Genomic DNA, 22,635 nt, shown 5'->3' on the forward strand with positions numbered 1-22,635 from the left:
AGCAAGTTCTGCTACGACTGTGTCGCAGTCGGCAACTGGTGCGTACCGCTAGATTTCTCTCGTGACCGCGCAGCAGACTCCGCCGTACCCCTCCCACTGGGAGGCGGACGTTCTGCTGCGCGACGGGCGGACGGCGCACATCCGGCCGATCCGGTCGGCGGACAAGGACCTGCTGGTCGACTTCTACGACCACCGGGTCAGCGACGAGTCGAAGTACTACCGCTTCTTCTCGCCGATGCCGCACCTGTCCGCGCGTGATGTCGCGCGCTTCACCGAGGTCGACCACAAGGACCGGGTCGCCTTCATCCTCACGCTCCGAGGCAGGATGATCGCGGTCGGGCGCTACGACGTGGTCAAGCCGGGGGAGGCCGAGGTCGCCTTCCTCGTCGAGGACGACTACCAGGGCCGCGGGATCGCGCAGATCCTCCTCGAGCACCTCGCCCAGGCCGGACGAGAGCGTGGGGTCACCAAGTTCACCGCCGACGTGCTCCCCGACAACGGCCGGATGATCCAGACCTTCCGCGACGCCGGCTACAAGGTGGCCTCGGTCTACGAGGACGGCGTCATCTCGCTGCAGTTCTCGATCGACGTCACCGACACCGCGGTGGGCCGCCTCGCCCTGCGGGAGCACGAGGCCGAGTCCGCCTCGATCCATCGCTTCTTCAACCCGCGCTCGGTGGCCGTGATCGGCGCCAGCCGACGGCAGGAGACCGTCGGCCAGGCGCTGGTGCGCAACCTGGTGATCGGCGACTTCACCGGCCGGGTCTACATGGTCAACCCCAGCTCCACCGCGGTCAGCGGCATGCCGGCCTACAAGAGCGTCCAGGACATCCCCGACGACGTCGACGTGGCGATCGTCGCGGTCCCGGCCGACGCGGTGCAGGACGTCGTGCTCGACTGCGCGGCCAAGGGCGTGCACGGGCTCGTGGTCATCTCCAGCGGCTTCGCCGAGACCGGCGAGGAGGGCCGCCAGCGGCAGCGCAGGCTGGTGAACCTGTCCCGCTCCTACGGGCTGCGGCTGATCGGGCCGAACGCGCTCGGCGTGATCAACACCGACCCGCAGGTCAGGATCAACGCCAGCCTCGCGCCGACGATGCCGCCGCGCGGGCGCGCGGGCTTCTTCTGCCAGTCGGGTGCGCTCGGCTCGGCGATCCTGGAGAAGGTCAACAACCGGGGCCTGGGTCTGTCGACCTTCGTCAGCGCCGGTAACCGCGCCGACGTCTCCGGAAACGACCTCCTCCAGTACTGGGAGGAGGACGCCTCGACCGAGGTCGTGATGATGTACCTCGAGTCGATCGGTAACCCGCGCAAGTTCTCCCGCATCGCTCGCCGTGTCTCGCTGCGCAAGCCGATCGTCGCGGTCCGCTCGGGACGTACGACGCAGGGTGTGCCGATGGGGCACGCGGTCCGCAAGATCAGCGCCCCGCCGGCAGCGGTCGACGCGATGTTCCGTCAGGCCGGGATCATCCAGGTCGACACCCTCGACGAGATGTTCGACGTCGCCCAACTCCTCGCCCACCAGCCGCTCCCGCGCGGGCGCCGGGTGGCCATCGTCGGCAACTCCGACGCGCTCGGCCTGCTCGCCGCCGACGCCGCCGTCTCGGTCGGGCTGCAGGTCAACAAGCAGGTCCCGCTGCCGACCGAGCCGAGCGCCGAGGACTTCGAGGACGCGCTCGACGCAGCCATCGACGATCCCGAGGTCGACGCGGTGATCTCGGTCTACATCCCGCCGCTCAACGTCTCCGGCGAGGAGATCGCCAACGTGCTCGCCGCGGTCGGTGAGCAGTCCGACAAGCCCCTGGTCACCAGCTTCCTCGGTGCCGAGGGTGTCCCCGAGCTGCTCCGTGTGCCCGACGTCGCCGGATCGACCGCGGGCCGCGGCTCGGTGCCGTCCTACTCCTCGGTCGAGTCGGCCGTACGCGCCCTGGCCAAGGTCGTCGAGTACGCCGTGTGGCTGCGCTCCGCCGACGGCGAGACGCCGTGGCTCAGCGCTGACGAGTGCGACCCGCGCACGGCGCGCAAGATCGTCACCGACGTGCTCGCCGCGCGCCCCTCGGGCGGGGACCTGAGCCGCGAGGACCTCACGATGGTGCTGGCCGCCTACGGGATCAAGCTCTGGAACACCCACCGGGTGACCACGCTCGAGGAGGCGATCTCCGCCGCCGAGGACCTCGGTTGGGACGTCGTGCTCAAGGCGACCATCGAGAGCGTCCGGGAGCGCCCCGACCAGGCCCACGTCGTACGCAACATCGACGACGTCGACGAGATGACCGAGGCCTGGGAGCTGATCACCAGCCGGATCCCGCCCGAGACCGGCGGGCTGACCGTGCAGCGCACCGCGCCGCCCGGCGTCCCGGTCGCGATCCGGTCCATGGAGGACCCGCTGTTCGGGCCGGTGGTCTCCTTCGGCATCGCCGGACCGATCACCGAGCTGCTGGCCGACCGCGCCTACCGGATCCCGCCCCTGTCCAAGCGGGACGCGGCCTCGATGGTGCGCGAGATCAAGGCAGCGCCGATGCTCTTCGGTTACCGCGGCGGCGACATGGTCGACGTCGACGAGATCGAGCGGCTCGTCCTCAAGGTCGCCCAGCTGCAGAACGACCTACCCCAGATCTCCTCGCTCGACCTGTCCCTGGTGCTCGTCGGCCTCGAATACTCGGCGGTCCTGACGGCCACCGCCAGGGTCGACCTGGTTGCCGATCCCCGCTCCGACTGGTTCGTACGCCGCCTCAACCCGGCGGTGGGAGACACACTGCCCGGCTAGGTCGCCGTGGCGCCGCGTGGAAGGATGGGTGTCATGAGCACCCGCACCGATCCGTCACTTTCGGACTCGGCCGACCGCGCCGACGACCTGCGCGCCGAGATCGACCGCACCGGCTACTACCCCGAGGTGGTGGCAGACTGCGTCGCCTCCGCCGTGGCGGGGGAGAAGGTGTCCTCCTTCTTCCTGCACCACGAGCCGACCTTCGACCGTGACGAGGTGCGCCGTCACCTCTCGGTCCTGGTGCTGACCCCGAGCCGGCTGATCCTGGCCCACACCGACGAGCACGCCGGCGACGACCTGCTGCCCGAGCCCTACACCTCGACCTCGACCGAGGCCGTCCGCATCGACTCGGTCAACTCCGTGGTCGTCACCCGGATGATCGCCAACCCGACGAAGGGCTCGAGCAAGCCTGCCGAGGTCGTCATGACCATCGGCTGGGGCGGCGTCAACCGCGTCGACCTGGAGCCCGCGGGCTGCTCCGATCCCAACTGCGACGCCGACCACGGCTACACCGGCGTGCTCACCCCCGACGACTTCTCGCTGCGCGTCTCGGCTGCCGCCGACGGTCACGACTCGGTCGACCGCCTGCTCTCCTTCGCGGAATCGCTCTCGGCTCGCACCCACAGCCGGTGAGCTGATGACCGGGTTTCTCGCTCCTGCGTACGGGGAGCGTTCACTGGGTGACGTCCTGCCGGCGGTGGCGGCCGCCATGGACGTCCCGCTCGGCACCGCGGAGGCGCGACCCGGTCTCGAGCTGCCCTCGGCTGCTGCGTACGTCGTCTTCCTGGTCGACGGGATGGGGACGAACCTGCTGCGGCGCTATGCGCACGCGGCGCCGTTCCTGGCGTCGCTGAGCGAGGACCAGCAGCCCGGCACGGCCGGGGTGCCGTCGACGACGGCGACCAGCCTCACCTCGTTCGGGACTGGGCTGACCCCCGGCGGTCACGGGCTGGTCGGCTACACCTCCCGGATCCCCGGCACCGAGCATCTGCTCAATGCGCTGCAGTGGCCCAAGGACGTCGACCCGGTCGAGTGGCAGCCCAACCAGACCGTCTTCCAGCGGTTGGGGGAGGCCGGAGTTCCGGTCACCGTGATCAACAAGCGGGTCTTCGGTGGCTCGGGTCTGACCATCGCCGCCCACCGCGGCGCGGAGTTCGTCGGCGCCGACCGGGTCGGCGAGCGGATCGCGTCCGCCGTCGCCCTCTCGAAGGTGCCCGGCTCGCTGACCTACCTCTACGACGGCGACCTCGACTGGACCGGCCACAAGTACGGTGTCGCCTCCTCGCCGTGGCTCCAGCAGCTCTCGATGATCGACGCCGAGGCCGAGCAGCTGCGTGACGCCCTGGACCCGTCCGTACGGCTGCTGGTGCTCGCCGACCACGGCATGGTCGACTCGCCTTCGACGTCCCGCACCGACATCGACGACTTTCCCGAGCTCCGCGACGGAGTCGCCCTGGTCGGCGGCGAGGCTCGCTTCCGACACCTCTACTGCTCGCGGGGCGCGGTCGACGACGTGGTCGCGACCTGGTCGGAGAGGCTGGGCGACAAGGCCGACGTGATGACCCGGGAGACGGCGATCCGGCGCGGCTGGTTCGGACCGGTCACGCCGTCTGTGCTGCCACGGCTCGGCGACGTCATCGTCGCCTCCCACGGGAAGCACGCGGTGGTGTCGACGAGCCTGTTCCAGTACGAGACGACGCTGGTGGGGTTGCACGGATCACTCACCCCGGACGAGATGCTGATCCCGCTCCTCGTCTCCTGACGCACTAGTGTTCTCCAAGTGGCTGAGCTGACTTTCTGGACCGGGACGATGGACGCGGGGAAGTCGACCCTCGCACTGCAGACCAACCACAATCACGCGGCGCGTGGCAGGGTGGGCCTCATCTTCACCGTCCACGACCGCTCCGGGGAGGCCGTGGTCACCTCGCGGCTCGGCCTGACCCATGACGCGATCGAGGTCACCGAAGACTTCGACTTCTGGCGTCACACCGTCGATGCGCTCACTCATGGTGCCCGGGTCGACTACTTCATCTGCGACGAGGCCCAGTTCTACACGCCCGAGCAGATCGAGGCGCTCGCGAAGATCACCGACGAGCTGCAGATCGACGTGTTCTGCTTCGGGATCCTCACCGACTTCCGCACCCGGCTCTTCCCGGGTGCTGCTCGGCTGGTCGAGCTCGCCGACCGTACGGAGGTGCTGCAGGTCGAGGCGCTGTGCTGGTGCGGCAAGCGGGCCACCCACAACGCCCGGGTCGAGGACGGCGTCATGGTGACCGAGGGCGACCAGGTCGTCGTCGGCGACACCGACGAGGCCCCTAGTGCGGTCTCGTACGAGGTGCTCTGCCGCCAGCACCATCGCCGGCGCCTGACCGCGGCGCGGGCCCAGTCGGTCTCCTTGGTGCCCGAGCCGCTGCCGTTCGGCTGACCCCGCTGGTCGAGCCGCGAGGCCGCCTGCGGCCGAGCGTGTCGAGACCAACACAGCCCATCGAGCGCCGACGGGACCGTGTTGGTCTCGACACGCCTTCGCCTAGCGGCTCCGGCGGCTCGACCAGCGTTGGCGGTCAGCTCACTCCGGCTTGCCGCCGCCGAACATGATCTCGTCCCAGCTGGGCACCGAGGCGCGCTTACGTCGTGAGGACGCCTTCTTGGCGGGCTTCTGGGTCGTCTCTTCGGCGGCCTCGGGCTCGGTCTTAGCCTCAGCGGTCGCGGGCTCGGCGGATGCCGACTCCGCGACCGGCTCGGGCTCGGCCGGGACCGGGGGCTGCTTCTCCGTCGGCGTCTCCGCGCTGCGCGCGGTCACGTCCTCGTCTTCGAGAAAGGCCTCGAGCGGAGTGTCCACGTCGACCGGAGCCGACTTGGCCGCCGGAGCAGGCGTCGGCGCCGGGGGAGGAGTGGCCGGTGCGGCAGGAGCCGCCGGCGTCGAGCTCTGAGCACGGCGCCGCCGGGCGGCGAGCATGTCGTCGGTGACGGCCGGCTCCGGCGCCGGAGCCGGGGCCTCGAGCTTCTCGCCGGTCAGCCAGCGGGCGTCGTCGTTCTCGAGCTCGACGAAGTTTCCGGGGATGTCGTAGGTCAGCTCGGCGATGCCGGAGCGTTCGGGCGTCTCGTACTCACCGGTGAGCTTCCAGCGGCCGTCGGGACGCCGGTAGGAGTCCCAGTTGACCGAGTCGGGGTCGGTGTACATCGTCTGGAAGTGAGCGCCGACCGCCTCGCCCAGGGTGCGGGCGGTGCTGGAAGCCTCACCGGGCCGACGTCGTACGGAAGCCTGCTGGGCACGCTGCGCCATGTGCTCGCGCTCGGCGAGAACGGGGCCGGCGAAGGCCAAGATCTTCTCGACCGTGGTGCCGGCGACAGCGGCGACCTCCTCGGCACTCTCGCCCGCACGGATGCGGGTCTGGATGTCACGGGGCCGCAGGCTGCTGCTCGGGGTCTTGTTCACGGTTTGCTCCGATCGGCGGGTCGACACAGCCTCGAGTGCTGCACGGAGACGGTCGTCGATGTCGGCGGTGTATTCACGGTCCTCGTCATCGACGAGAAGCATGCGTAGACCATCGTCACTGACCGAGATGAGCCGCAGAAGGACGGGTCCAGCCTCATCCGGAGCCTGCTCTTCGAGCTGGCCCGGAGTCAGGGGCAATCCTTCGGCTGACATCCTCTTCTCAATTCTAGATACGGTTGTGACGACCCTACGCCACTGACCTGCATCGTATGGGGTGCCCATGCGGCGTGGTCGTGGCATTTGGGGTTTTTGGGACCTGCGAGGCGACCATTTGGCAGTGGAACAGACGCTGACCCTTCTCGTGCTCGACCTGGTCGGGTGCTTCGTCTTCGCGCTCTCGGGCGGCCTGATGGCGGTCCGCAAGGAGCTCGACATCTTCGGGGTGATCGTCCTCGCCTGCGTCACCGGCCTCGGCGGCGGCTTCCTCCGCGACATGGCCATCGGCGCGACACCGGTCGCTGCGCTCTCCGACTGGCGCTACCTCGTGGTGCCGATGACGGCCGGTCTGCTGACCTTCTACTTCCACCCGGCGCTGGGCCGGCTCGGGACGCTGATCAACGTCTTCGACGCCCTGGGTCTGGGTCTCTTCGTCATCGCCGGGGCGGTCAAGGCGCTCGACTTCGGGCTCTCTCCGCTCGCCGCCGCGGTCATGGGCCTGGCCACCGGCGTCGGCGGCGGTGCGATCCGCGACGTGCTCGCCGGCCAGGTGCCGGTCATCCTGCGCCGCAGCGTCTTCTACGCGATCCCGGCCTTCGCCGGTGCGGCGATCGTGGCCTTCGGTCTGTTCCTCGCGATGCCCCAGTCGCTGGTGATGGCCACTGCCTTCGTCGTGTGCGTCGGCTGGCGGCTGCTGGCGATGTGGCGCCACTGGGAGGCGCCGCTGCCGCGGGGGTCCGCCTCGGTCTGAGGCGCCTCGCCGTGCTCAGTGGTCGGAACAGCAGGGGATCTGGTGGCGCACCTCGAACGGCACCAGGCCGTCTGCCGAGCGCTGGACCAGCAGTACGCAGCGCCCCTCACGCCACACCGGTCGCGCGAACCCGGTGAGATCGAGAGTGTCGTCCGGGTCCAAGGCGGTCCCGGCCAGCCCCTCGACGATGTCGACGACGCTGTCCGACTCCACCGTCGCCACCGTGGTCACGGTCTCGATCCTGGTGCGGCCGGGGTAGCGGGCCAGGCGCCCGGCGCTGCGCGCGGCGGCCTCGTTGATCGCGGGGGAGTCGGTGGTGACGTACGCCTGGGGGAGCCCGTCGGCGAGCAGAGCGGTCAGCTCCTCGACCGCCGGGCCGTCGGGCCAGTCCAGGACGGCGACGAGGCGGGCGGTCGGCTCGCGCACGACATGGGTGCTGATGACGTACGCATCCTCGGGCTGCCCCGCGCCGAGCACCTCGTCCAGGCGGTGGACGAGATGCTCGGCGGCGGCGAGGTCCCGGGCGTCGGCGTCGACGGCCAAGGGTCGGGTGGTCATCGAGTCGGGACGACCCAGACCGGGTTGGTGTAGAACCACAGGTCGACCCACGGGTCGGCGTCGCCGACGACGTCGATCGCGGGGCCGGCCGGGTCGACGCTCGCGCCGAGGTAGCCGGGCTGGGACCGGTTGGCGTCGGTGCCGCGGACACGTACATAGAACGCCTCCTCGACCCGACCGAGGTCGTAGCGCAGCTGGAAGGTGCCGCTGCGGCCCGAGGTGTCGGTCTGCTCGATGACCTTCGTGTCGGGCGCCTTCCAGGTGTCGCGGTCGGAGACGTACGTCGGGTCGACCGCTCCCCGGATCACGTCGACCCGGTTGAGGCTGGGGAGGAACTGCGACCAGTTCGGGACGTCCTGGGCGGCGATGGTGACGACCAGCGAGATCCGGCTGCCCTTCTTCGCCTTCAGGGTGCCGCCGAGGCTCTCCGAGCCACCGTCGGAGGAGACGACGCGGACGTCGACCGACTTCACCAGCGCACCGTGGTCGACCCAGACGCGGCCGTTGCGCAGGCCCTTCATGACCGCGCCGTAGCTGCGTTCGGAGGCGCCGACGTGGGTGCGGCTGTAGTAGCCCGGCCAGTAGTCGCCGGCGGTGGTGTTGAGGGAGCCGGCGTAGACCGGGTCGCCGTAGCGGCCGTTGGCGTTGAACGAGGCCGAGTCGGACCCGTCGGGGCGGCGCGAGGTGGTGCCCCAGTTGACGTGGGAGTCGGAGTTGGCGCTGATCGACCACGGCTTGCCCTCGGCGAGCAGCGAGTCCCACAGGCCGCCGACGGTCGAGGTGAACCAGTCGAAGCCGCCCCAGGAGCGGTAGGACTCGGCCGGGTAGCCGGGGAAGGAGTTCGGGCCCGGGCTGTTGCCGTAGTAGCCACGGGCGCTGCCCGGGCCGTAGCCGGCGGGCAGGCCTGCAGCCTGGTGACCGGGGGCGCCCTCCCAGCCGATCGCGACCCGCGGGTCGGCGTCGCGCCAGGCGCGGACCTCGTGGGGGCTGTCGATGCCGTTGCGGGCAGGGTGGTTGGCCAGGAAGAGCGCGTCCGGGACGCGGCGCTTGTCGACCTGCTTGCCGAGCCACTGGATGCCGGCGACGGCGAGCGCCTCGTTCTGCGGGGTGTTGCCGCTGGCGCCCTTGACGGAGCCGTCGTAGTCGTTCTCGAACTGCTTGAGCACCGCGACCTCGTTGGCGCCGGGCGCGACGAAGACGGTGCCGTGCTCGGCGGCCGGGATGTTCCACTCCAGCCCTTGGAAGATCAGGGTGTCCTTGAGCACCTTGCGCGCAGCCACGATGTCGGGGTTGACCAGGTCGACCCCGATCCGGGCGTGGGTCGCCCCGCCATGGTCGGTGATGACCAGCCAGTCCAGGCCGTACGCCGCGCCGTGCTGGGCCTGGTCGATGACCCGGTACATCGCGTCGGAGCTGTGCTGGGTGTGGATGTGGTGGTCGCCGGCCAGCCAATATCGGATCTTCGCCCGGTCGCCGCCCCTCGTGGTGGCGACGGTGGCGGCCTCGGCCATCGCCGGGGTCACGCCGGTCATGCCGGCCATCCCGGCGGTCACTGCGCCGGCGATCCCGGCCGCGCGAAGCAGGTTGCGTCGGGTGACCTCGGCGGGCCGCAGGTCGCCGTCGGACGCGTCCGACGAGGCGGCGAGGGTGATCTCGTCGACCTCGTGGGAGTGCGTGTGGCCGTGCTCAGGGCCGTGCTCATGGCCGTGCTCGTGGCCGTGAAGGTGGCTGTGATCGTGGGAGTGGGGGCGGTGCTCGTTCGACACGTTGATTCCTCCGCGTGAGATGTGGCGTCTCCGCGTGCCCGAGCAGCGGCGCCCGTCGAGCCAAGCGCCACCGGATGGCCGGGGTGCGTCCGCGGGTTGCCCGCCCGATGAACATTGCCGAGGCGTCACCCACGTCGGCCGAGACGTCACTCCCGTCGGTCGAGGCGTCGCCCCCGTCGTTCGAGACGTCACATACGCAGACCGAGACGTCACCCACTTGCGAGTAAGGCTACCCTTACTCGCGTGAAGACAGCCGGCCGCCGAGACGATGACGCCGAGACCCTCGCAGACCTCCTGGGAGGCGCTCGCGGAGCGATCGACGCCACCATCCCGCCGGTCGCGTTCGCGGTCGGCTGGCTGGTCAGCAGAGAGCTGTGGGTGGCGACCGTGGTCTCCCTGGTGGTCGCTGCGATCGTCGCGGTCTGGCAGTGGCGCAAGGGCCGCAAGCCGCGCGCCGTGCTGCTGGGCGTGGCCGGGGTAGCGGTCGCCGCGATGATCGCGCTGCGTACAGGACGGGCGGAGGACTTCTTCGTGGTCCAGCTCGCCGCCAACGCGGCGAGCGCCCTGGTGTGGTTGGTCAGTATCGTGTTCCGCTGGCCGCTGCTGGGTGTGGTCGTCGGCCTCATCCTGCGGCAGCGCGGAGCCTGGCGGCGCGACCCGGCGCTGCTGCGCGGATACTCCCGCGCGAGCTGGGTCTGGGTCGGCCAGTACGTCGTCCGGGTCGCGGTCTTCGCACCGCTGTGGTGGTCCGGCGACGTGTTCGCCCTGGCCGTGGCGAGGGTCGCACTCAGCTGGCCGTTGGTCGCGCTGTGCCTGCTGGTGAGCTGGATCGTCCTGCAGCGCTCGCTCCCGCCCGAGCATCCCGGGCTGCGGCACCCTCAGGTGCCCGAAGGCGTCCTCAGGTGAGGGCGGCCCGGAGCAGGTCGTAGAGACGCCTGGTGGCGCGCTGCTGGTCGCCGTCGCGGATCACCAGCGCGAGCCCGGCCCGCACCTCGGCGTCGACGATAGGGGTGGCGACCAGGTCGGTGCCGCCTGCCATGGACCCGGCAAGGACGCAGACGCCCAGGCCGCGGGCGGTGAGCCCGAGCAAGGTCTCGGGGTTGGACCCGGACAGGTCGACCTTCGGCTCCACGTCTGCCCGCGCGCACGACTGTTCGAAAGCCGTACGGATGCCGGTGCCCGGTGGGATGCACAGCACGGTCTCCTCGTGGAGATCGGCGAGCCGCGGCTGGCCGCCGGCCAGGCGGTGGCCGGGAGGGGTGATCACGGCGAGCTGCTCGTTGCTGACGGACTCCGTGGCCAGGCCGTCGATGACGGGACCTGCGTGAGAGATCAGGCCAAGATCGAGCTCCCCGGCCAACGTACGCCGCTGGAGGCGGTCCGAGGTGTCCTCCACGAGCTCGACGGTGACACCGGGATGCTCTTGGTGGAAGGCCGCGACGGCGTCGAGGAATCCGGGGATCGTGCAGCCGGCGATCATCCCGAGGCGGACGCGGCCGCGGATCAGGTCGCGTAGCTCGTCGGCGCTCTGCCGCACCCCCTCGACCGCGCGGATCGCCTCGCGGGCGCGGGGGAGAAGCGTCTCGCCGGCGTGGGTGAGTCGTATGGTGCGCGGTCCCCGGACGAGCAGGTCGTGCCCGAGCTCGCGCTCGAGCTTGGCCAGCTGGGCGCTGATGCCCGACTGGCTGACGTGGAGCCGTTGCGCCGCGGCCGTGAACGAGCCGTGGTCGACGACGGCGACGAAGTAGCGGAGCTGGCCTATTTCCATCACCATTGATGCTAGCAAGTAGCAGAACTATCTGTTTGAGTGTTCGCTCGGCTCGGGACAGGCTGGGAGATGAAAGCCGAACCGACCTGAGGAGATCCGATGACCGCATCCGCTGCCGAGCTCGCCGAGGCGTACTTCACCGCCTGGCAGGAGCGCGACTTCACCCGCCTCCACACGCTGCTGGCCGACGACGTGAGCTTCGCCGGCCCGCTCGCCACGATCGAGGGCGCCGACGAATGCGTCGCCGGACTCGAGGGCATGGCCCAGGTGCTCGACAAGATCGAGGTGAAGGAGCGGCTCGCCGACGGGCCGAGCGTGATCACCTGGTTCGATCTGCACACCACCGTCGCCGAACCCGCCCCCACCGCCAACTGGATGCGCGTCGAGGACGGATTGATCGCCGAGATCCGGGTCGCCTTCGACCCCCGCGGGATCCTCGCCGCTCGCGGTTAGGCGACCTACTGGCCGCGTGACTGCGTCCGGGCGGTCTCGCGGATGACCTCGGCCACCAGGTCGGGATCATCGTTCATCGGTACGTGCCCGCAGCCCGCCAGCCATCGGTGGGTCGCGTGCGGGAGGCGCCGCGCGGCCACCTTCGCCTGATAGGGGAGAAGGGTGAGGTCGCGCGTCGCCCAGGCGATGGTGGTCGGTACGTCGGTCTGCACCGTCCCGGGATAGCGGTAGGCGCTGCTGAAGAAGGTCTTGATCCCCTCGCGCGAGGCGACCATGTTGGCTGTGTCGCCCGCCGCGACCGCGGGGTCGATCCGCTCCGGGTGGGCGAAGAAGCAGCCCATCGTGGCCGTACGCACCACCCGCGACTGCAGCACCGTCCCCGCCACCGGCGCCAGCGGCCGCGCGACCGCCTGGATGCCGGCGAAGAGGCCCCTCACATAGAGGTAGTCGACGCCGTTGACCCAGAACCCGGCAGGGGAGAGCGCCGTCACCGACCGGGCGTGCCCGGAGTCGCCCATCTCCAGGGCGAGCAGCCCGCCGAGGCTGTTGCCGGCCACGTGCGGCCGCTCGATCTCGAGCGCGACCCGGAGTGCGTTGAGCTCGTCCGTCACGGCCGCCCGCACCGTACGCCCCGCCAGGTCGAACGCCGGTGACTCACCGTGCCCCGGCAGGTCGACCGTGATCACGTCGAACTCCCCGGCCAGCCGCTCCACCACCCCGCCCCACGCCTGCCGACGGTGCGCGATGCCGTGGATCAGAAGCAGCGGCTCCCCGCTGCCGGTCCGTTCGTACGCGAGCATCCTCGCTCCTTCGGTTGCCTCTGGGTGTCCTGCCGATGGCCGGGAGCCTACGTCTCGGCAGGGCCCGAATGTGGGTCCGGCGGACCGATGCGCTAATGTTTCACCCGCAACGCGTGATTGGCGCAGTGGTAGCGCACCTCGTTCACACCGAGGGGGTCACTGGTTCGAACCCAGTATCACGCACAAGCGAAACCGGGCCTTGACTAGGAGTTCTGCTAGTCAAGGCCCGGTTCGTTTTGGTTCATGGGCGTGCGGCTGCTTGGGCTGCCCGATCAGACTGCGCGATCAGTCGTTCAGAGACGCCGCGGGAGCGGCGCCGGCTTCGACGGCAAGGCGGGCTTTGCCGGTCGCGGGGCCGAAGATCGCAAGCGCGAGCGCCCCGACCACCCAAGTGCCGGCGATGAAGTAGAAGACGGCCTGGTAGCCCAGCCCGCTGTAGAGACCGGCGATGATCAACGGGCCTGCGGCGTTGGAGAGCCGGCCGAGACCGTATGAGAGCGACGTGCCGAGTGAGCGGCCCCTGGTGTCGTAGAGCTCGGGGGAGTAGGCGTAGGCAAGGGCCGTATAGCCGCGCTCGAACAGGTTCACCAGGAACCCGAAGGCGACGATCAGCAGCGGGGTGAAGGTGAGCCCGTAGAGCAGACCGGAGCCGGCGATGATCAGGCCGAAGACGACCAGGCACCACTTGCGCTCGTAGCGGTCGGTGACCAGCGAGGCTAGGAAGGAGCCGAGCGGGGCGCCGATGGTGGTCAGCGCGACGTAGAAGATCGAGTCCTCGACGCTGACGCCCTCGGCCGCGAGCAGGGTGGGTGCCCAGGAGGAGAAGCCGAAGAAGCCGATCGTCTGGGAGATCCACAGCACCGAGAGCAGGATCGTCGGGTAGAGGAATCGCTTGTCCTTCAGCATCGCCAGTCCGGCTCGGGTGGCAGGGCCGGCGTCGAATGGCGGCAGCGGTTCGGGGAGGGTGCCGTGCTCGACGGTCGCGTCGCGCTCCAGGCCGGTCAGAATCTCCTCTGCCTCCGCATGGCGCCCCCGCGACTCTAGCCATTGCGGCGACTCCACCAGGCGGCGTACGAAGAAGAGGAAGAGGACACCGAGAGCGCCCCACAGGAATACCAGGCGCCAGGTCCAGTCCGCGATCGGGACCACCGCGGAGGCGATCAGGTTGGTTGCGGGGGTGCCGCAGATGCCAATCATGATGACGTACGCCTGGAACTTGCCGCGCTTGGCGCGCGGGAAGAGCTCATTCATGTAGACCACGGCGACCACGGTCATCGCGGAGAGTCCGGCGCTGGTCATCACCCGGAAGAAGCCCATCGAGACGATGTCCCAGGCGAAGACGCTGGCGAAGGACCAGATGGAGAACCAGATGGTGGTCGCCACGAGCGTACGTTTCCGGCCGAGCCGGTCTGCCAGGCCGCCGGCGACCACGGAGCCGATGAACATGCCGACGAACGAGAGCGAGGTGACGTAGGCGATGTGGTTGATCGTCACGCCCCACTGCTCGCGCATCACCGGTGCTGTCGTGGCGAAGGTGTTGATGTCGGCGAACTCGAAGAAGTAGGCGAACGCCAGAGCCACGGTGGCGGCCTTGTGGAACCTGGAGATCGGCAACCGGTCGAGCCGGTTGGCGGCGTTGGTGGGGGTGAGGTCAGGCACTGTGCTCTCCTTCGGGCCAGTACAAGTGCATGGGGTTGTCCACGAGCAGCGCCTGCTGCAGCTCGGGGGTAGGGGCGATGTGAGGGATGTGGTCGACCAGCAGGCCGTCGTCGGGCATGTGATCCTTGAGGTTGGGGTGGGGCCAGTCGGTGCCCCAAAGAACGCGGTCGGGGAAACGTTCGACGACCGTTCGGGCGAACGGGACGACGTCCCGATAGGCCTGCCGCTGACCGTCGAGCGCCGGCGGGCCGGTCACCGTGAGACGCTCGGGGCACGAGACCTTCACCCAGACGTCGTTCGCCGCGACGAACGCGAGGAACTCGGCGAACTCGGGGCCGTCCGGGTCCCGGGTCACGTCGGGACGGCCCATGTGGTCGACGACCAGCGGGACCGGCAGACTCGCGAAGAAGTCCTTCAGGCCGGGTAGGTCGGCGGCCTCGAAGTAGATCACCACGTGCCAACCGAGCGGTGCGATCCTCGCCGCGATCGTCTCTAGCACCTCGGTCGGGGTGACGTCGACGAGGCGCTTGACGAAGTTGAAACGTACGCCGCGCACGCCGGCCTTGTGGAGCCGGACGAGCTCATCGTCGGTGACGTCGGCCCCCACCGTCGCGACGCCGCGGGCGCGGCCCCCGGAGTGCTGGAGCGCGTCGACCAGGGCGCTGTTGTCGGCACCATGACAGGTCGCCTGGACGAGGACGTTGCGGGCCAGCCCGAGACGGTCGCGGAGAGCGAAGAGCTGGTCCTTGGAAGCGTCGACCGGGGTGTACTTCCGCTCGGGCGCGAACGGGAACTCTGCGGCGGGACCGAACACGTGACAGTGCGCGTCGACCGCGCCTTCGGGGAGTTTGAAGGCGGGCTTGGTTGGTCCTTCGAACCAGTGCAGCCAGCCGGGGGTGACCGTGACCATCGGATCAGTCCTTGTAGGTGAGGCCGAGCTCGGCGAGCTTCCGGCGCATGTCGTAGATGTCGAGGCCGAGCTCGCCGGCTTCGAAGCGTGTCCGCTTGTCGGCCTCGGCGTCTTCGCGCCTGCGCGACGCCTCGGCGACCTCGGCCGCGCGTGCGGCCGGGACGACGACTACGCCGTCGGCGTCGGCGACGACGACGTCGCCGGGGTTGACCAGCGCGTTCGCGACGGTGACCGGGACGTTGACCGAGCCGAGGGTCGCCTTGACGGTGCCCTTGGCGTTGATCGCGCGGGAGAAGACCGGGAAGTCCATCTCGCGCAGCTCGTCGAGGTCACGGCAGCCGCCGTCGATGATCAGCCCGCGGGCGCCGCGGCTACGCAGCGAGGTGGCCAGCAGCTCGCCGAAGAATCCGTCCTCGGACTCGGTCACGCAGCCGGCCACGACGACATCGCCGTCCTGGACCTGCTCGGCGGCGACGTGCAGCATCCAGTTGTCGCCGGGCTGGAGCAGCACGGTGACGGCCGTGCCGCAAAGCCTCGCACCCTCGTAGATCGGGCGGATGTAGGGCCGCATCAGTCCGAGCTGCCCCATCGCCTCATGGATCGTGGCGACGCCGAACTGCGCCAGGGCGTCGACGGCCTCACGGTCGGCGCGCGTGATGTTGGTGTGAACTACTCCGAGCTCGTGCACGTGGTGGTCTCCTTGATCGGGGGCGCGCTCAGCGGCCCTGGGCGGTGAGCCGCTGGTCGAGGCGGGGGTAGACGCGCCGGGCGTTGGTCTCGGTCAGGGCGGCGAGCTCGGCCTCGGTGAGGGCGTTGCGGGCGGCGTACGTCTCGACGTAGCGGCGGGTGTCGTCGAAGTGGTGACCGGTGTCCGGGTCGATGCCTCGTACGGCGCCGATCATCTCCGAGGCGAACAGCACGCTGCTGTGCGGAACGACGTCGAGGAGGAGGTCGATCCCGGGCTGGTGGTAGACGCAGGTGTCGAAGAAGACGTTCCTCAGCAGCGTCTCTGTGCGATCCGGCTTGTCGAGTGCCTGGGCGAGCCCGCGAAAGCGACCCCAGTGGTACGGCACCGCGCCGCCGCCGTGGGGGATCACCAGACGCAGATCGGGGAAGTCGGCGAAGAGGTCTCCGGTCAGCAGCTGCATGAACGCGGTCGTGTCGGCGTTGAGGTAGTGCGCCCCGGTGGTGTGGAAGGCCGGATTGCAGCTGGTGGAGACGTGGATCATGGCCGGTACGTCGAGCTCGGAGAGCTTCTCCCAGACCGGGTACCAGGACCTGTCGGTCAGCGGAGGGGAGTCCCAGCGGCCGCCGGAGGGGTCGGGGTTGACGTTGACCGCGACCGCGCCGAGCTCGGTGACCGCCCGCTCGAGCTCCGCGACGGTGGTCGCGGGGGAGACGCCGGGCGACTGCGGGAGCATCGCGCCGGCGGCGAACCGGGTCGGGTAGAGGTCTGCCACCCGGGTGCACAGGTCGTTGCAGATCCGAGCCCACGCTGTGGAGGTCTCGAGGTCGCCGATGTGGTGGGCCATGAACGATGCCCGCGGGGAGAAGACGGTCATATCGATGCCGCGCTCGTCCATCTGCCGCAGCTGGTTGGCCTCGATGGTCTCTCGGATCTGGTCGTCGGAGATCCGTGGCCCGGCGGGGTCCGGGGCCTTGCTCGGGTCGGTGAGTGCGGCGACCTGGGCGTCGCGCCACTCACCCAGCGGCGCCGGGGCCGTCGTGTAGTGGCCGTGGATGTCGATGATCATGCGGAGGCTTTCTCGGTCGGGGCATCGGCGGCACCCGGGACCATGGCCTGCCCGGCCATGATCAGGCGAGCCGTACGCAGCAGGGCGGATCGGATAACGGTCGTGGGGTCGTCGGGGTCCAGCCCGAGGGTCACGCTGAACTCACCGCTGGGGTGCTCGACGCTGAGCGTGGTCTCGGGGCCGTCCGCGGTCGCGGTGACGGGGGGAGCGATGGCGAGGTCGTAGGCGACGGAGCCGGGCAGCACGGCCGCGGTCGCCGCGGTGACGGCCGCCAGAACGCCGATCGAGCGGTGGGTGCGGTGCGGGATCAGGCTGCGGGTGCAGATCGCGCCGCCGTTCCTCGGGGCGGAGACGAGCGTCATCTTCGGATAGCTCTTCGCTGTCACGTCGCCCAGGCCCATCGCATGACCGGTGACGATCCGAAGCGCCTCGACCCGGGCCTTGAGCGCGTCGTCGGTGTCGATCTCCTCGAGGCTCTCGGCGCCGGTCGCGCCCAAGTCGCGGGCGTCGACGATCACCAGCGGCTGGCCGTTGTCGATCATGGTGACGTCGATCTGACCGACGCCGGCGACGTCCACGGTGTCGCGTACGTTGCCGGTCGGCAGCAGGCTCCCGGCCACCGATCCGGCGGTGTCGAGGAACCCGATCCGCACCGGCGCCGCCGTGCCCGGGACGCCATCGATGCGGGTGTCGCCGTCGTATCGTACGAAGCGCTGGCCGTCCGGCCCGGCTGGAGTCTCAACGGTGATTTCGGCGACCGCGCCGGTGTTGCGGGTCAGAACGCGAGCGGTGGTGGTGTCACCGGTGGGGGCGACCATCCCGGTCTCGATCGCGAACGGGAGCACCGCAGCCAGCATGTTCCCGCAGTTGGAGGTCGTGTCGACCCGGTCCGAGTCGGGCTGGAGCTGGGCGAAGGTCCACTCGACGTGGACGCCTGATGCGGTCCCCGGGGCGACGATGCCGACCTTGCTTGTCAGAGGGTGTCCGCCGCCAAGGCCGTCGACCTGGAGCGGGTCGGGGGAGCCCATCACTGCCAGCAGCACCGCGTCGCGGCTCGCGGTGTCGGCGGGCAGGTCGCGGGCGTCGAAGAACGGTCCGCGGGAGGTCCCACCGCGCATGAGGAGACACCGCACAGGCGCCCGGTCTCTCTGGTCCATGGTTGCTGCCCCTTTCGTGGGGTGTGTCTCGTGACGCTCGTCACGGACCATAGATCATCTACAAGATTGTTAGCAATCTCGTTGACCAAATCATGAACGAGCAGGTGATCGCGGCCTCGGGCCCAGCGCGCGGTATTGTCAACAATGTTCGAATCGACGTTGAGCGTGATGACAGAGAGGACGCGATGGACGACGCCCAGGTGCGCGAGGCGCTGCGGGAGGCGATTCTGAGGGGAGAGTTCGTGCCCCGGCAGCGTCTGGTCGAGGTCGACCTGTGCGAGCGATTCGGGGCTAGGCGGTTCGCAGTGCGTGCGGCGCTCCAGGATCTGACTGCCGAAGGCCTGGTCGAGCGTCAGCCGAATCGCGGGGCGCGGGTCCGTGAGGTCAGCCTGGACGAGGCCATCGAGATCAGCGAGATCCGCCGTGTCGTCGAAGGCCTCGTGGCCGCGCGAGCGGCCGAGCGGCTGACTGATGCCGACGCGAGTCGATTGAAGTCGATCGGCCAGCAGATGCGGACGGCCGTCGAGACAGGTGAGGCCGGGACGTACAGCGATCTCAATGCCGAGCTGCACGCGACGCTGCGTGAGATCGCTCGGCACGAGATGGCCAACCGGATCATCGCGCAGTTGCGTGGACAGATGGTTCGCCACCAGTTTGCGCTCTCTCGCGTGCCGGGGCGCTCTGTCGCCTCGCTCGCCCAGCACGAAGCAGTGATCGATGCCGTCGTCGCCCGTGACCCGGCAGCGGCAGAAACGGCGATGCAGGCACACATCACGTCGGTGATCGAAGCGCTCCGCGCGCTCGGACGGTAGCAAGGCAAGTCGCTGTGTCGCCCGCCTGAATCGAGCTCACGACCGTAGTGGCCAGCAAACTGTCGGCGCCTACCGCTACCTTCTGGCGTACCGCAGATCGCGGTCGGCTCCCTGCAGGGGTCGAAGACCTCTGAGGAGTACGGGCGATGGCGAACATCCTGGGCAGACTGGTGGGCGGCAAGGGGCCGTCGCGAGAGCTGCGGGACGCGCTGAAGGCGCTGCTGCTCGAGTCCCAGGAGCTGTTCGACCAGGCGGTCGGCTATGTGCACGACGGGTCGACGCCTGAGGTGCTGATGGCTCTCGATGGTCGGGATACGAGTGCGGTGAACACGGTCATGGGTGCCCCGGGAAGCGCGACTTCCTACCGCTGGGTCGACCAGGCGCTGGCCGGCCGGACGCGAGAGGTCACCGAGTGCACCCCGGACCGCATCAGCGCGGCCCGTTCCAACCTCTATGAGGTGGACGGGAGCCTCACGATCGAGCAGGAAGTACGCCTCGCCCGGCTGCTGACCGCGATCGCCACCGATGTCGAGGGCGCCAGGGAGGGTGTCCCAGCCTGGCTGACCGTGCTGGTGAACGACGTTGCGACCTCGGCTGCTGCCCATCAGCGATGCAAGCACCCCTCGGCCGGCAGGCGGGAGCGGTGGACTGCGGAGCATGTGGAGCGAGTCGCCCGCGAAGGTGGTCTGGCCGACCCGGTGACGATGACCCTTCGAGTGCTGCTCGAGGACCCGGCCCCCAGCACGTGGCGAGACAACCCGCTGGCGCTCTTCCACCAGGGACACGGTCTCGAGACCTACCTGGTCGACCACCCTGCAGAGGTGGCGGCTGCCGTCCCGAAGCTGAGCGCTTCCGGCCGTACGGTCTTCTTGACGATCGTCTCCGAGCGGCATGTGCCGACGTTCGTCGACGTCGTCGCGAGCCTGGTGGCAGACCCGGCCAAGGGCGTGCGCAAGGAGGCCGGGCTTCTCATCGCCAAGGCTGATGAGAAGCAGCAGGTCGAGCTGTTGGCACCGCTGCTAATCACGGCCCCGAGCGCCGTCCTGGGTGATCTGGCCGACCGGGTCGCCGCCCTCCCCGGCGGTGCGCCGGCGATCGAGGAACGACTGGCCCAGGTCAAGGGCGCACGAGCGGCGGCTCTGACCAAGGCGCTGGATCGCGCGAAGGTCCTAGAGGCTCCGGTGGCCGCGATCGAGGTGCCGCCGTTCGAGGAGCTCGCCGGGACCGACCTCACCGATGACCTCGTGCGGCTTGCTGAGGCAGCAGTGACCGAGACCATCGCACGAACCGAGAAGGTCCTCGCGCAGAACGACCAGTACGACCCCCACGGCTGGCGACGGGAGGCGGCCAAGCGGCAACGCAAGGAGGCGGCGGGTCTGACCCCGAGAGACTTCCGTCGACTGGGCGAGGTTCTCGGCGGCACCGAGGACGCTGGTGACCCCGGTGTACGGCGGGCCGCGATGTTCGTGACGGGCAACCACCTGCTGAGCAACGTGCCCGGCGCGACGCTTTTCCACTGGCTCCGTCTGGCCGCGCTCATGCACAAGGGCCGGAGCTTCTCCTGGTATCACGTCGTGCCGCATCTGACCCCGGAGGTCGACGTACGCGCGATCGCCGCGGCCCTGCACGGCGCAGGTCTGTCGCCGACCGAGGTCGACGAGGCGGTCGACGCCTTCGTCTTCTCGAGGTGGCACTGGATCGGCGAGCCGCTCGAGCCGGCGGCGGTGTGGCCCTATTACGCGGAGCGCCTGGAGGTGCTCGACCGGCACCTGGCAGGTGTCGACACCGGCTCGCCCGCACCCGCACGCGCCCTCGAGATCCTCGCGGCCTTTCCGACGGTGCCGGTCGAGCTGTTGCCACGGGTCACCAGTCTCGCGCTGGGGGAGGGGAAGACCTTCCGCCACGCTGCACAGGTGACCCTCGAGGCCCATCCAGGCGTACGCCTCCTCGCCGAGCAGGGCCTGACCGACAGCAAGACCGAGGTCCGTACGACGGCGGCGGTCTGGGTGCGGCGGCTCGGCGACCCCGACTCCCTCCCAGCGCTGCGGACCGCCCTCGCCAAGGAGAAACGGGAGGTCGCCCGGGCCGCTCTGCTCTCCGCCCTGGAGGCCCTCGGCGAGGACATCTCCGAGCACCTCTCCCCGGAGCGCCTTCTCGCCGAGTCGGCCAGAGGCCTCAAGGCGAAGCCTCCTGCGAGCATGTCCTGGTTCCCCTACTCAGGACTGCCACAGGTCAGCTGGGCCGACGGCACGCCGGTGCCACCCGAGGTCGTACGTTGGTGGGCGGTCCTTGCGGTCAAGCTCAAGGCGCCGAGCGGTGCCGGGCTGATCGAGCGCTACGTCTCGCTTCTCGACGAGCCGAGCAGGGCGAGTCTCGGCAGCTTCGCGCTGAGCGCGTGGATCGCGCAGGACACCCTGAACCCGACCCAGGAGGAGTCGCGGGTCTACGCCGAGGAGCGTGCCCAGCGCTCCTACGACTCGGCGCAGAAGGGGATCAAGCAGCACCCGACGAACCAGTGGGCCCAGGAGCAGGCCGCGATGTCGGTCGAGGACCACTACCGCGCCTACTACCGCCGCCACCAGGCGACCTATCTGGGTTCGGCAACGGCGGACAAGGGCTTGCTCGCGCTCACTGTCGGAATGCCCGGCGGGGAGCTGGCCACGGCGGTTCAGCGGTATCTCAAGACCCACATCGGCCGCCGCTCGCAGGCCGAGTCGCTGGTGCGTGCGCTCGCCGCGAACGGCGAGCAGGCAGCGGTCCAGCTGCTGCTCGCGATCTCGAGACGGTTCAAGCAGGCCTCGGTGCAGGAGGTCGCCCGGGACCTGGCGGAGCAGCTCGCCGAAGACAGAGGCTGGACCGCCGACCAGCTGGCCGACCGTACGATCCAGACCGCCGGCTTCGACGATGACGGCGTGCTCCGCCTCGACCTGGGCAACCGGGTGATCACCGGCCGGATCACCGAGAAGTTCACCCTCGAGCTGAGCAACGCCGAGGGCAAGGTGATCAAGGCGCTGCCGGCGACCCGCGCCGATGACGACCCGGAGCTCTACAAGGCCGCGAAAGCACAGCTGAGCGCCAGCCGGAAGGAGCTGAAGGCGGTCGTCGCGCTGCAGACCGCACGCCTCTACGAGGCGATGTGCACCGGCCGCACGTGGACCTCCGAGGAGTTCACCGAGTACGTCGCCGGCCACCCGGTGATGTCCCGGCTCGCCGCTCGTCTGCTGTGGGTCTCCGACCCCGGCACTCCGACGCAGCGCGCCTTCCGCCCCGGCGACGGTGCGCTCATCGATGCCGACGACGAGGACGTCGAGCTCTCGGCAGGTGGGCAGGTCGGGCTGGCGCACGCGGTGACGCTCGGTGCCGAGGCGTCGGCGACGTGGCGCGAGCACCTGGCTGACTATCAGGTCGCACCGCTGTTCGACCAGCTCGACGGCGTCCTGCCCACGATCGCAGCGGGTGCGACCTCGATCGATGACCACAAGGGCTGGTTGACCGACAGCTTCTCGATCCGCGGACGGGCCACGAAGCTCGGCTATGTACGCTCGGCGGCCGAGGATGCGGGCTGGTTCACCGCCTACTGCAAGCCCTACCCGAGCGTGGGTCTCCGGGTCGACCTCGAGTTCACCGGTGCGTACCTGCCGGAGGAGAACATCGCCGCTGCGATGACCGAACTCGTCGTCGTGCGCACCGACCGCAAGCTCGGCAAGCTGGGGAAGGTGCCGCTGTCCGAGGTGCCCACCGTGCTGCTCGCGGAGGCCTACCGCGACTACGTGCACGTGGCGGAGGCCGGTTCCTTCGACGCCGACTGGGCGAAGAAGAGCTCCTACTGAT

Annotated in this window: 19 protein-coding genes and 1 tRNA gene; 10 read left to right on the forward strand and 10 right to left on the reverse strand. The window is 69.7% G+C overall.

Annotated features, from left to right (window positions below):
• The first annotated feature begins 61 nt into the window (after window positions 1-61).
• Genes IEY84_RS04750 through IEY84_RS04765 form a run of 4 tightly spaced genes read left to right on the forward strand, consistent with a single transcriptional unit; the run spans window position 62 to window position 5,189 of the window.
• Window positions 62-2,764, forward strand: coding sequence for a bifunctional acetate--CoA ligase family protein/GNAT family N-acetyltransferase (locus IEY84_RS04750; RefSeq protein ID WP_183545073.1), 2,703 nt, complete (start codon window positions 62-64; stop codon window positions 2,762-2,764).
• 33 nt (window positions 2,765-2,797) lie between these two features.
• Window positions 2,798-3,397: a DUF5998 family protein gene (locus IEY84_RS04755; RefSeq protein WP_183545071.1), complete on the forward strand. Its 600-nt coding sequence runs from the start codon at window positions 2,798-2,800 to the stop codon at window positions 3,395-3,397.
• A gap of 4 nt (window positions 3,398-3,401) precedes the next feature.
• Window positions 3,402-4,526, forward strand: a complete 1,125-nt coding sequence (locus IEY84_RS04760; protein WP_183545069.1) for an alkaline phosphatase family protein — start codon at window positions 3,402-3,404, stop codon at window positions 4,524-4,526.
• Between the two features lie 18 nt (window positions 4,527-4,544).
• Entirely contained in the window at window positions 4,545-5,189 is a 645-nt protein-coding gene (locus IEY84_RS04765; RefSeq protein WP_183545067.1) for a thymidine kinase, read from the forward strand.
• A gap of 141 nt (window positions 5,190-5,330) precedes the next feature.
• Here IEY84_RS04765 and sepH read toward each other — a convergent pair whose 3' ends face one another.
• Window positions 5,331-6,635: a septation protein SepH gene (sepH, locus tag IEY84_RS04770; RefSeq protein ID WP_308424443.1), complete on the reverse strand. Its 1,305-nt coding sequence runs from the start codon at window positions 6,633-6,635 to the stop codon at window positions 5,331-5,333.
• Here sepH and IEY84_RS04775 point away from each other — a divergent pair.
• Window positions 6,538-7,167, forward strand: coding sequence for a trimeric intracellular cation channel family protein (locus IEY84_RS04775; protein WP_229788344.1), 630 nt, complete (start codon window positions 6,538-6,540; stop codon window positions 7,165-7,167). The two genes, sepH and IEY84_RS04775, sit on opposite strands and share 98 nt — an antisense overlap.
• A gap of 15 nt (window positions 7,168-7,182) precedes the next feature.
• Here IEY84_RS04775 and IEY84_RS04780 read toward each other — a convergent pair whose 3' ends face one another.
• Both IEY84_RS04780 and IEY84_RS04785 read right to left on the reverse strand, forming a co-directional pair.
• A complete protein-coding gene (locus IEY84_RS04780; RefSeq protein WP_183545061.1) occupies window positions 7,183-7,725 on the reverse strand; it encodes a hypothetical protein in 543 nt (180 codons plus the stop codon).
• Window positions 7,722-9,491, reverse strand: coding sequence for a PHP domain-containing protein (locus IEY84_RS04785; RefSeq protein WP_183545059.1), 1,770 nt, complete (start codon window positions 9,489-9,491; stop codon window positions 7,722-7,724). The genes IEY84_RS04780 and IEY84_RS04785 overlap by 4 nt, the downstream gene beginning before the upstream one ends.
• Before the next feature lie 243 nt (window positions 9,492-9,734).
• On the opposite strand from IEY84_RS04785, the gene IEY84_RS04790 reads away from it, so the two are divergent.
• Window positions 9,735-10,397: a DUF3159 domain-containing protein gene (locus IEY84_RS04790; RefSeq protein ID WP_183545057.1), complete on the forward strand. Its 663-nt coding sequence runs from the start codon at window positions 9,735-9,737 to the stop codon at window positions 10,395-10,397.
• Here IEY84_RS04790 and IEY84_RS04795 read toward each other — a convergent pair.
• The gene (locus IEY84_RS04795) at window positions 10,390-11,259 is read right to left on the reverse strand and encodes a LysR family transcriptional regulator (RefSeq protein WP_183545055.1); all 870 of its coding nucleotides are present in this window, start codon (window positions 11,257-11,259) and stop codon (window positions 10,390-10,392) included. The genes IEY84_RS04790 and IEY84_RS04795 overlap by 8 nt on opposite strands.
• A 99-nt stretch (window positions 11,260-11,358) precedes the next feature.
• Between IEY84_RS04795 and IEY84_RS04800 the strand changes: the two genes are divergently transcribed.
• Window positions 11,359-11,712: a nuclear transport factor 2 family protein gene (locus tag IEY84_RS04800; protein WP_183545053.1), complete on the forward strand. Its 354-nt coding sequence runs from the start codon at window positions 11,359-11,361 to the stop codon at window positions 11,710-11,712.
• A gap of 5 nt (window positions 11,713-11,717) precedes the next feature.
• On the opposite strand, the gene IEY84_RS04805 is transcribed toward IEY84_RS04800, so the two are convergent.
• On the reverse strand, window positions 11,718-12,512 hold the full coding sequence (locus tag IEY84_RS04805; RefSeq protein WP_183545051.1) for an alpha/beta fold hydrolase: 795 nt from the start codon (window positions 12,510-12,512) through the stop codon (window positions 11,718-11,720).
• A gap of 111 nt (window positions 12,513-12,623) precedes the next feature.
• Between IEY84_RS04805 and IEY84_RS04810 the strand changes: the two genes are divergently transcribed.
• Window positions 12,624-12,695 (forward strand) — tRNA-Val (locus IEY84_RS04810).
• Between the two features lie 102 nt (window positions 12,696-12,797).
• Here the strand turns inward: IEY84_RS04810 and IEY84_RS04815 are convergent.
• From IEY84_RS04815 to IEY84_RS04835, 5 genes are read right to left on the reverse strand one after another with little or no spacing between them, the layout of a single operon-like run.
• Window positions 12,798-14,171, reverse strand: a complete 1,374-nt coding sequence (locus IEY84_RS04815; protein ID WP_183545049.1) for an MFS transporter — start codon at window positions 14,169-14,171, stop codon at window positions 12,798-12,800.
• A complete protein-coding gene (locus IEY84_RS04820) occupies window positions 14,164-15,081 on the reverse strand; it encodes an amidohydrolase family protein (RefSeq protein ID WP_183545047.1) in 918 nt (305 codons plus the stop codon). The genes IEY84_RS04815 and IEY84_RS04820 overlap by 8 nt, the downstream gene beginning before the upstream one ends.
• 4 nt (window positions 15,082-15,085) lie before the next feature.
• Entirely contained in the window at window positions 15,086-15,769 is a 684-nt protein-coding gene (gene ligK / locus IEY84_RS04825; protein WP_183545045.1) for a 4-carboxy-4-hydroxy-2-oxoadipate aldolase/oxaloacetate decarboxylase, read from the reverse strand.
• 28 nt (window positions 15,770-15,797) lie between these two features.
• Window positions 15,798-16,835, reverse strand: a complete 1,038-nt coding sequence (locus IEY84_RS04830) for an amidohydrolase family protein (protein ID WP_183545043.1) — start codon at window positions 16,833-16,835, stop codon at window positions 15,798-15,800.
• Entirely contained in the window at window positions 16,832-18,043 is a 1,212-nt protein-coding gene (locus IEY84_RS04835; protein ID WP_308424444.1) for a 4-oxalomesaconate tautomerase, read from the reverse strand. The genes IEY84_RS04830 and IEY84_RS04835 overlap by 4 nt, the downstream gene beginning before the upstream one ends.
• A gap of 41 nt (window positions 18,044-18,084) precedes the next feature.
• Here IEY84_RS04835 and IEY84_RS04840 point away from each other — a divergent pair, with 41 nt between their 5' ends.
• Together IEY84_RS04840 and IEY84_RS04845 are read left to right on the forward strand one after the other, a co-directional pair.
• Complete coding sequence (locus IEY84_RS04840) at window positions 18,085-18,804, forward strand: GntR family transcriptional regulator (protein WP_229788346.1); 720 nt, start codon at window positions 18,085-18,087, stop codon at window positions 18,802-18,804.
• A 146-nt stretch (window positions 18,805-18,950) separates the two neighbouring features.
• Complete coding sequence (locus IEY84_RS04845) at window positions 18,951-22,634, forward strand: DUF4132 domain-containing protein (protein WP_183545039.1); 3,684 nt, start codon at window positions 18,951-18,953, stop codon at window positions 22,632-22,634.
• The last annotated feature ends 1 nt before the right edge of the window (window position 22,635 follow it).

It is taken from the genome of Nocardioides albus (genome assembly GCF_014648255.1).
Taxonomy (GTDB): domain Bacteria; phylum Actinomycetota; class Actinomycetes; order Propionibacteriales; family Nocardioidaceae; genus Nocardioides; species Nocardioides albus.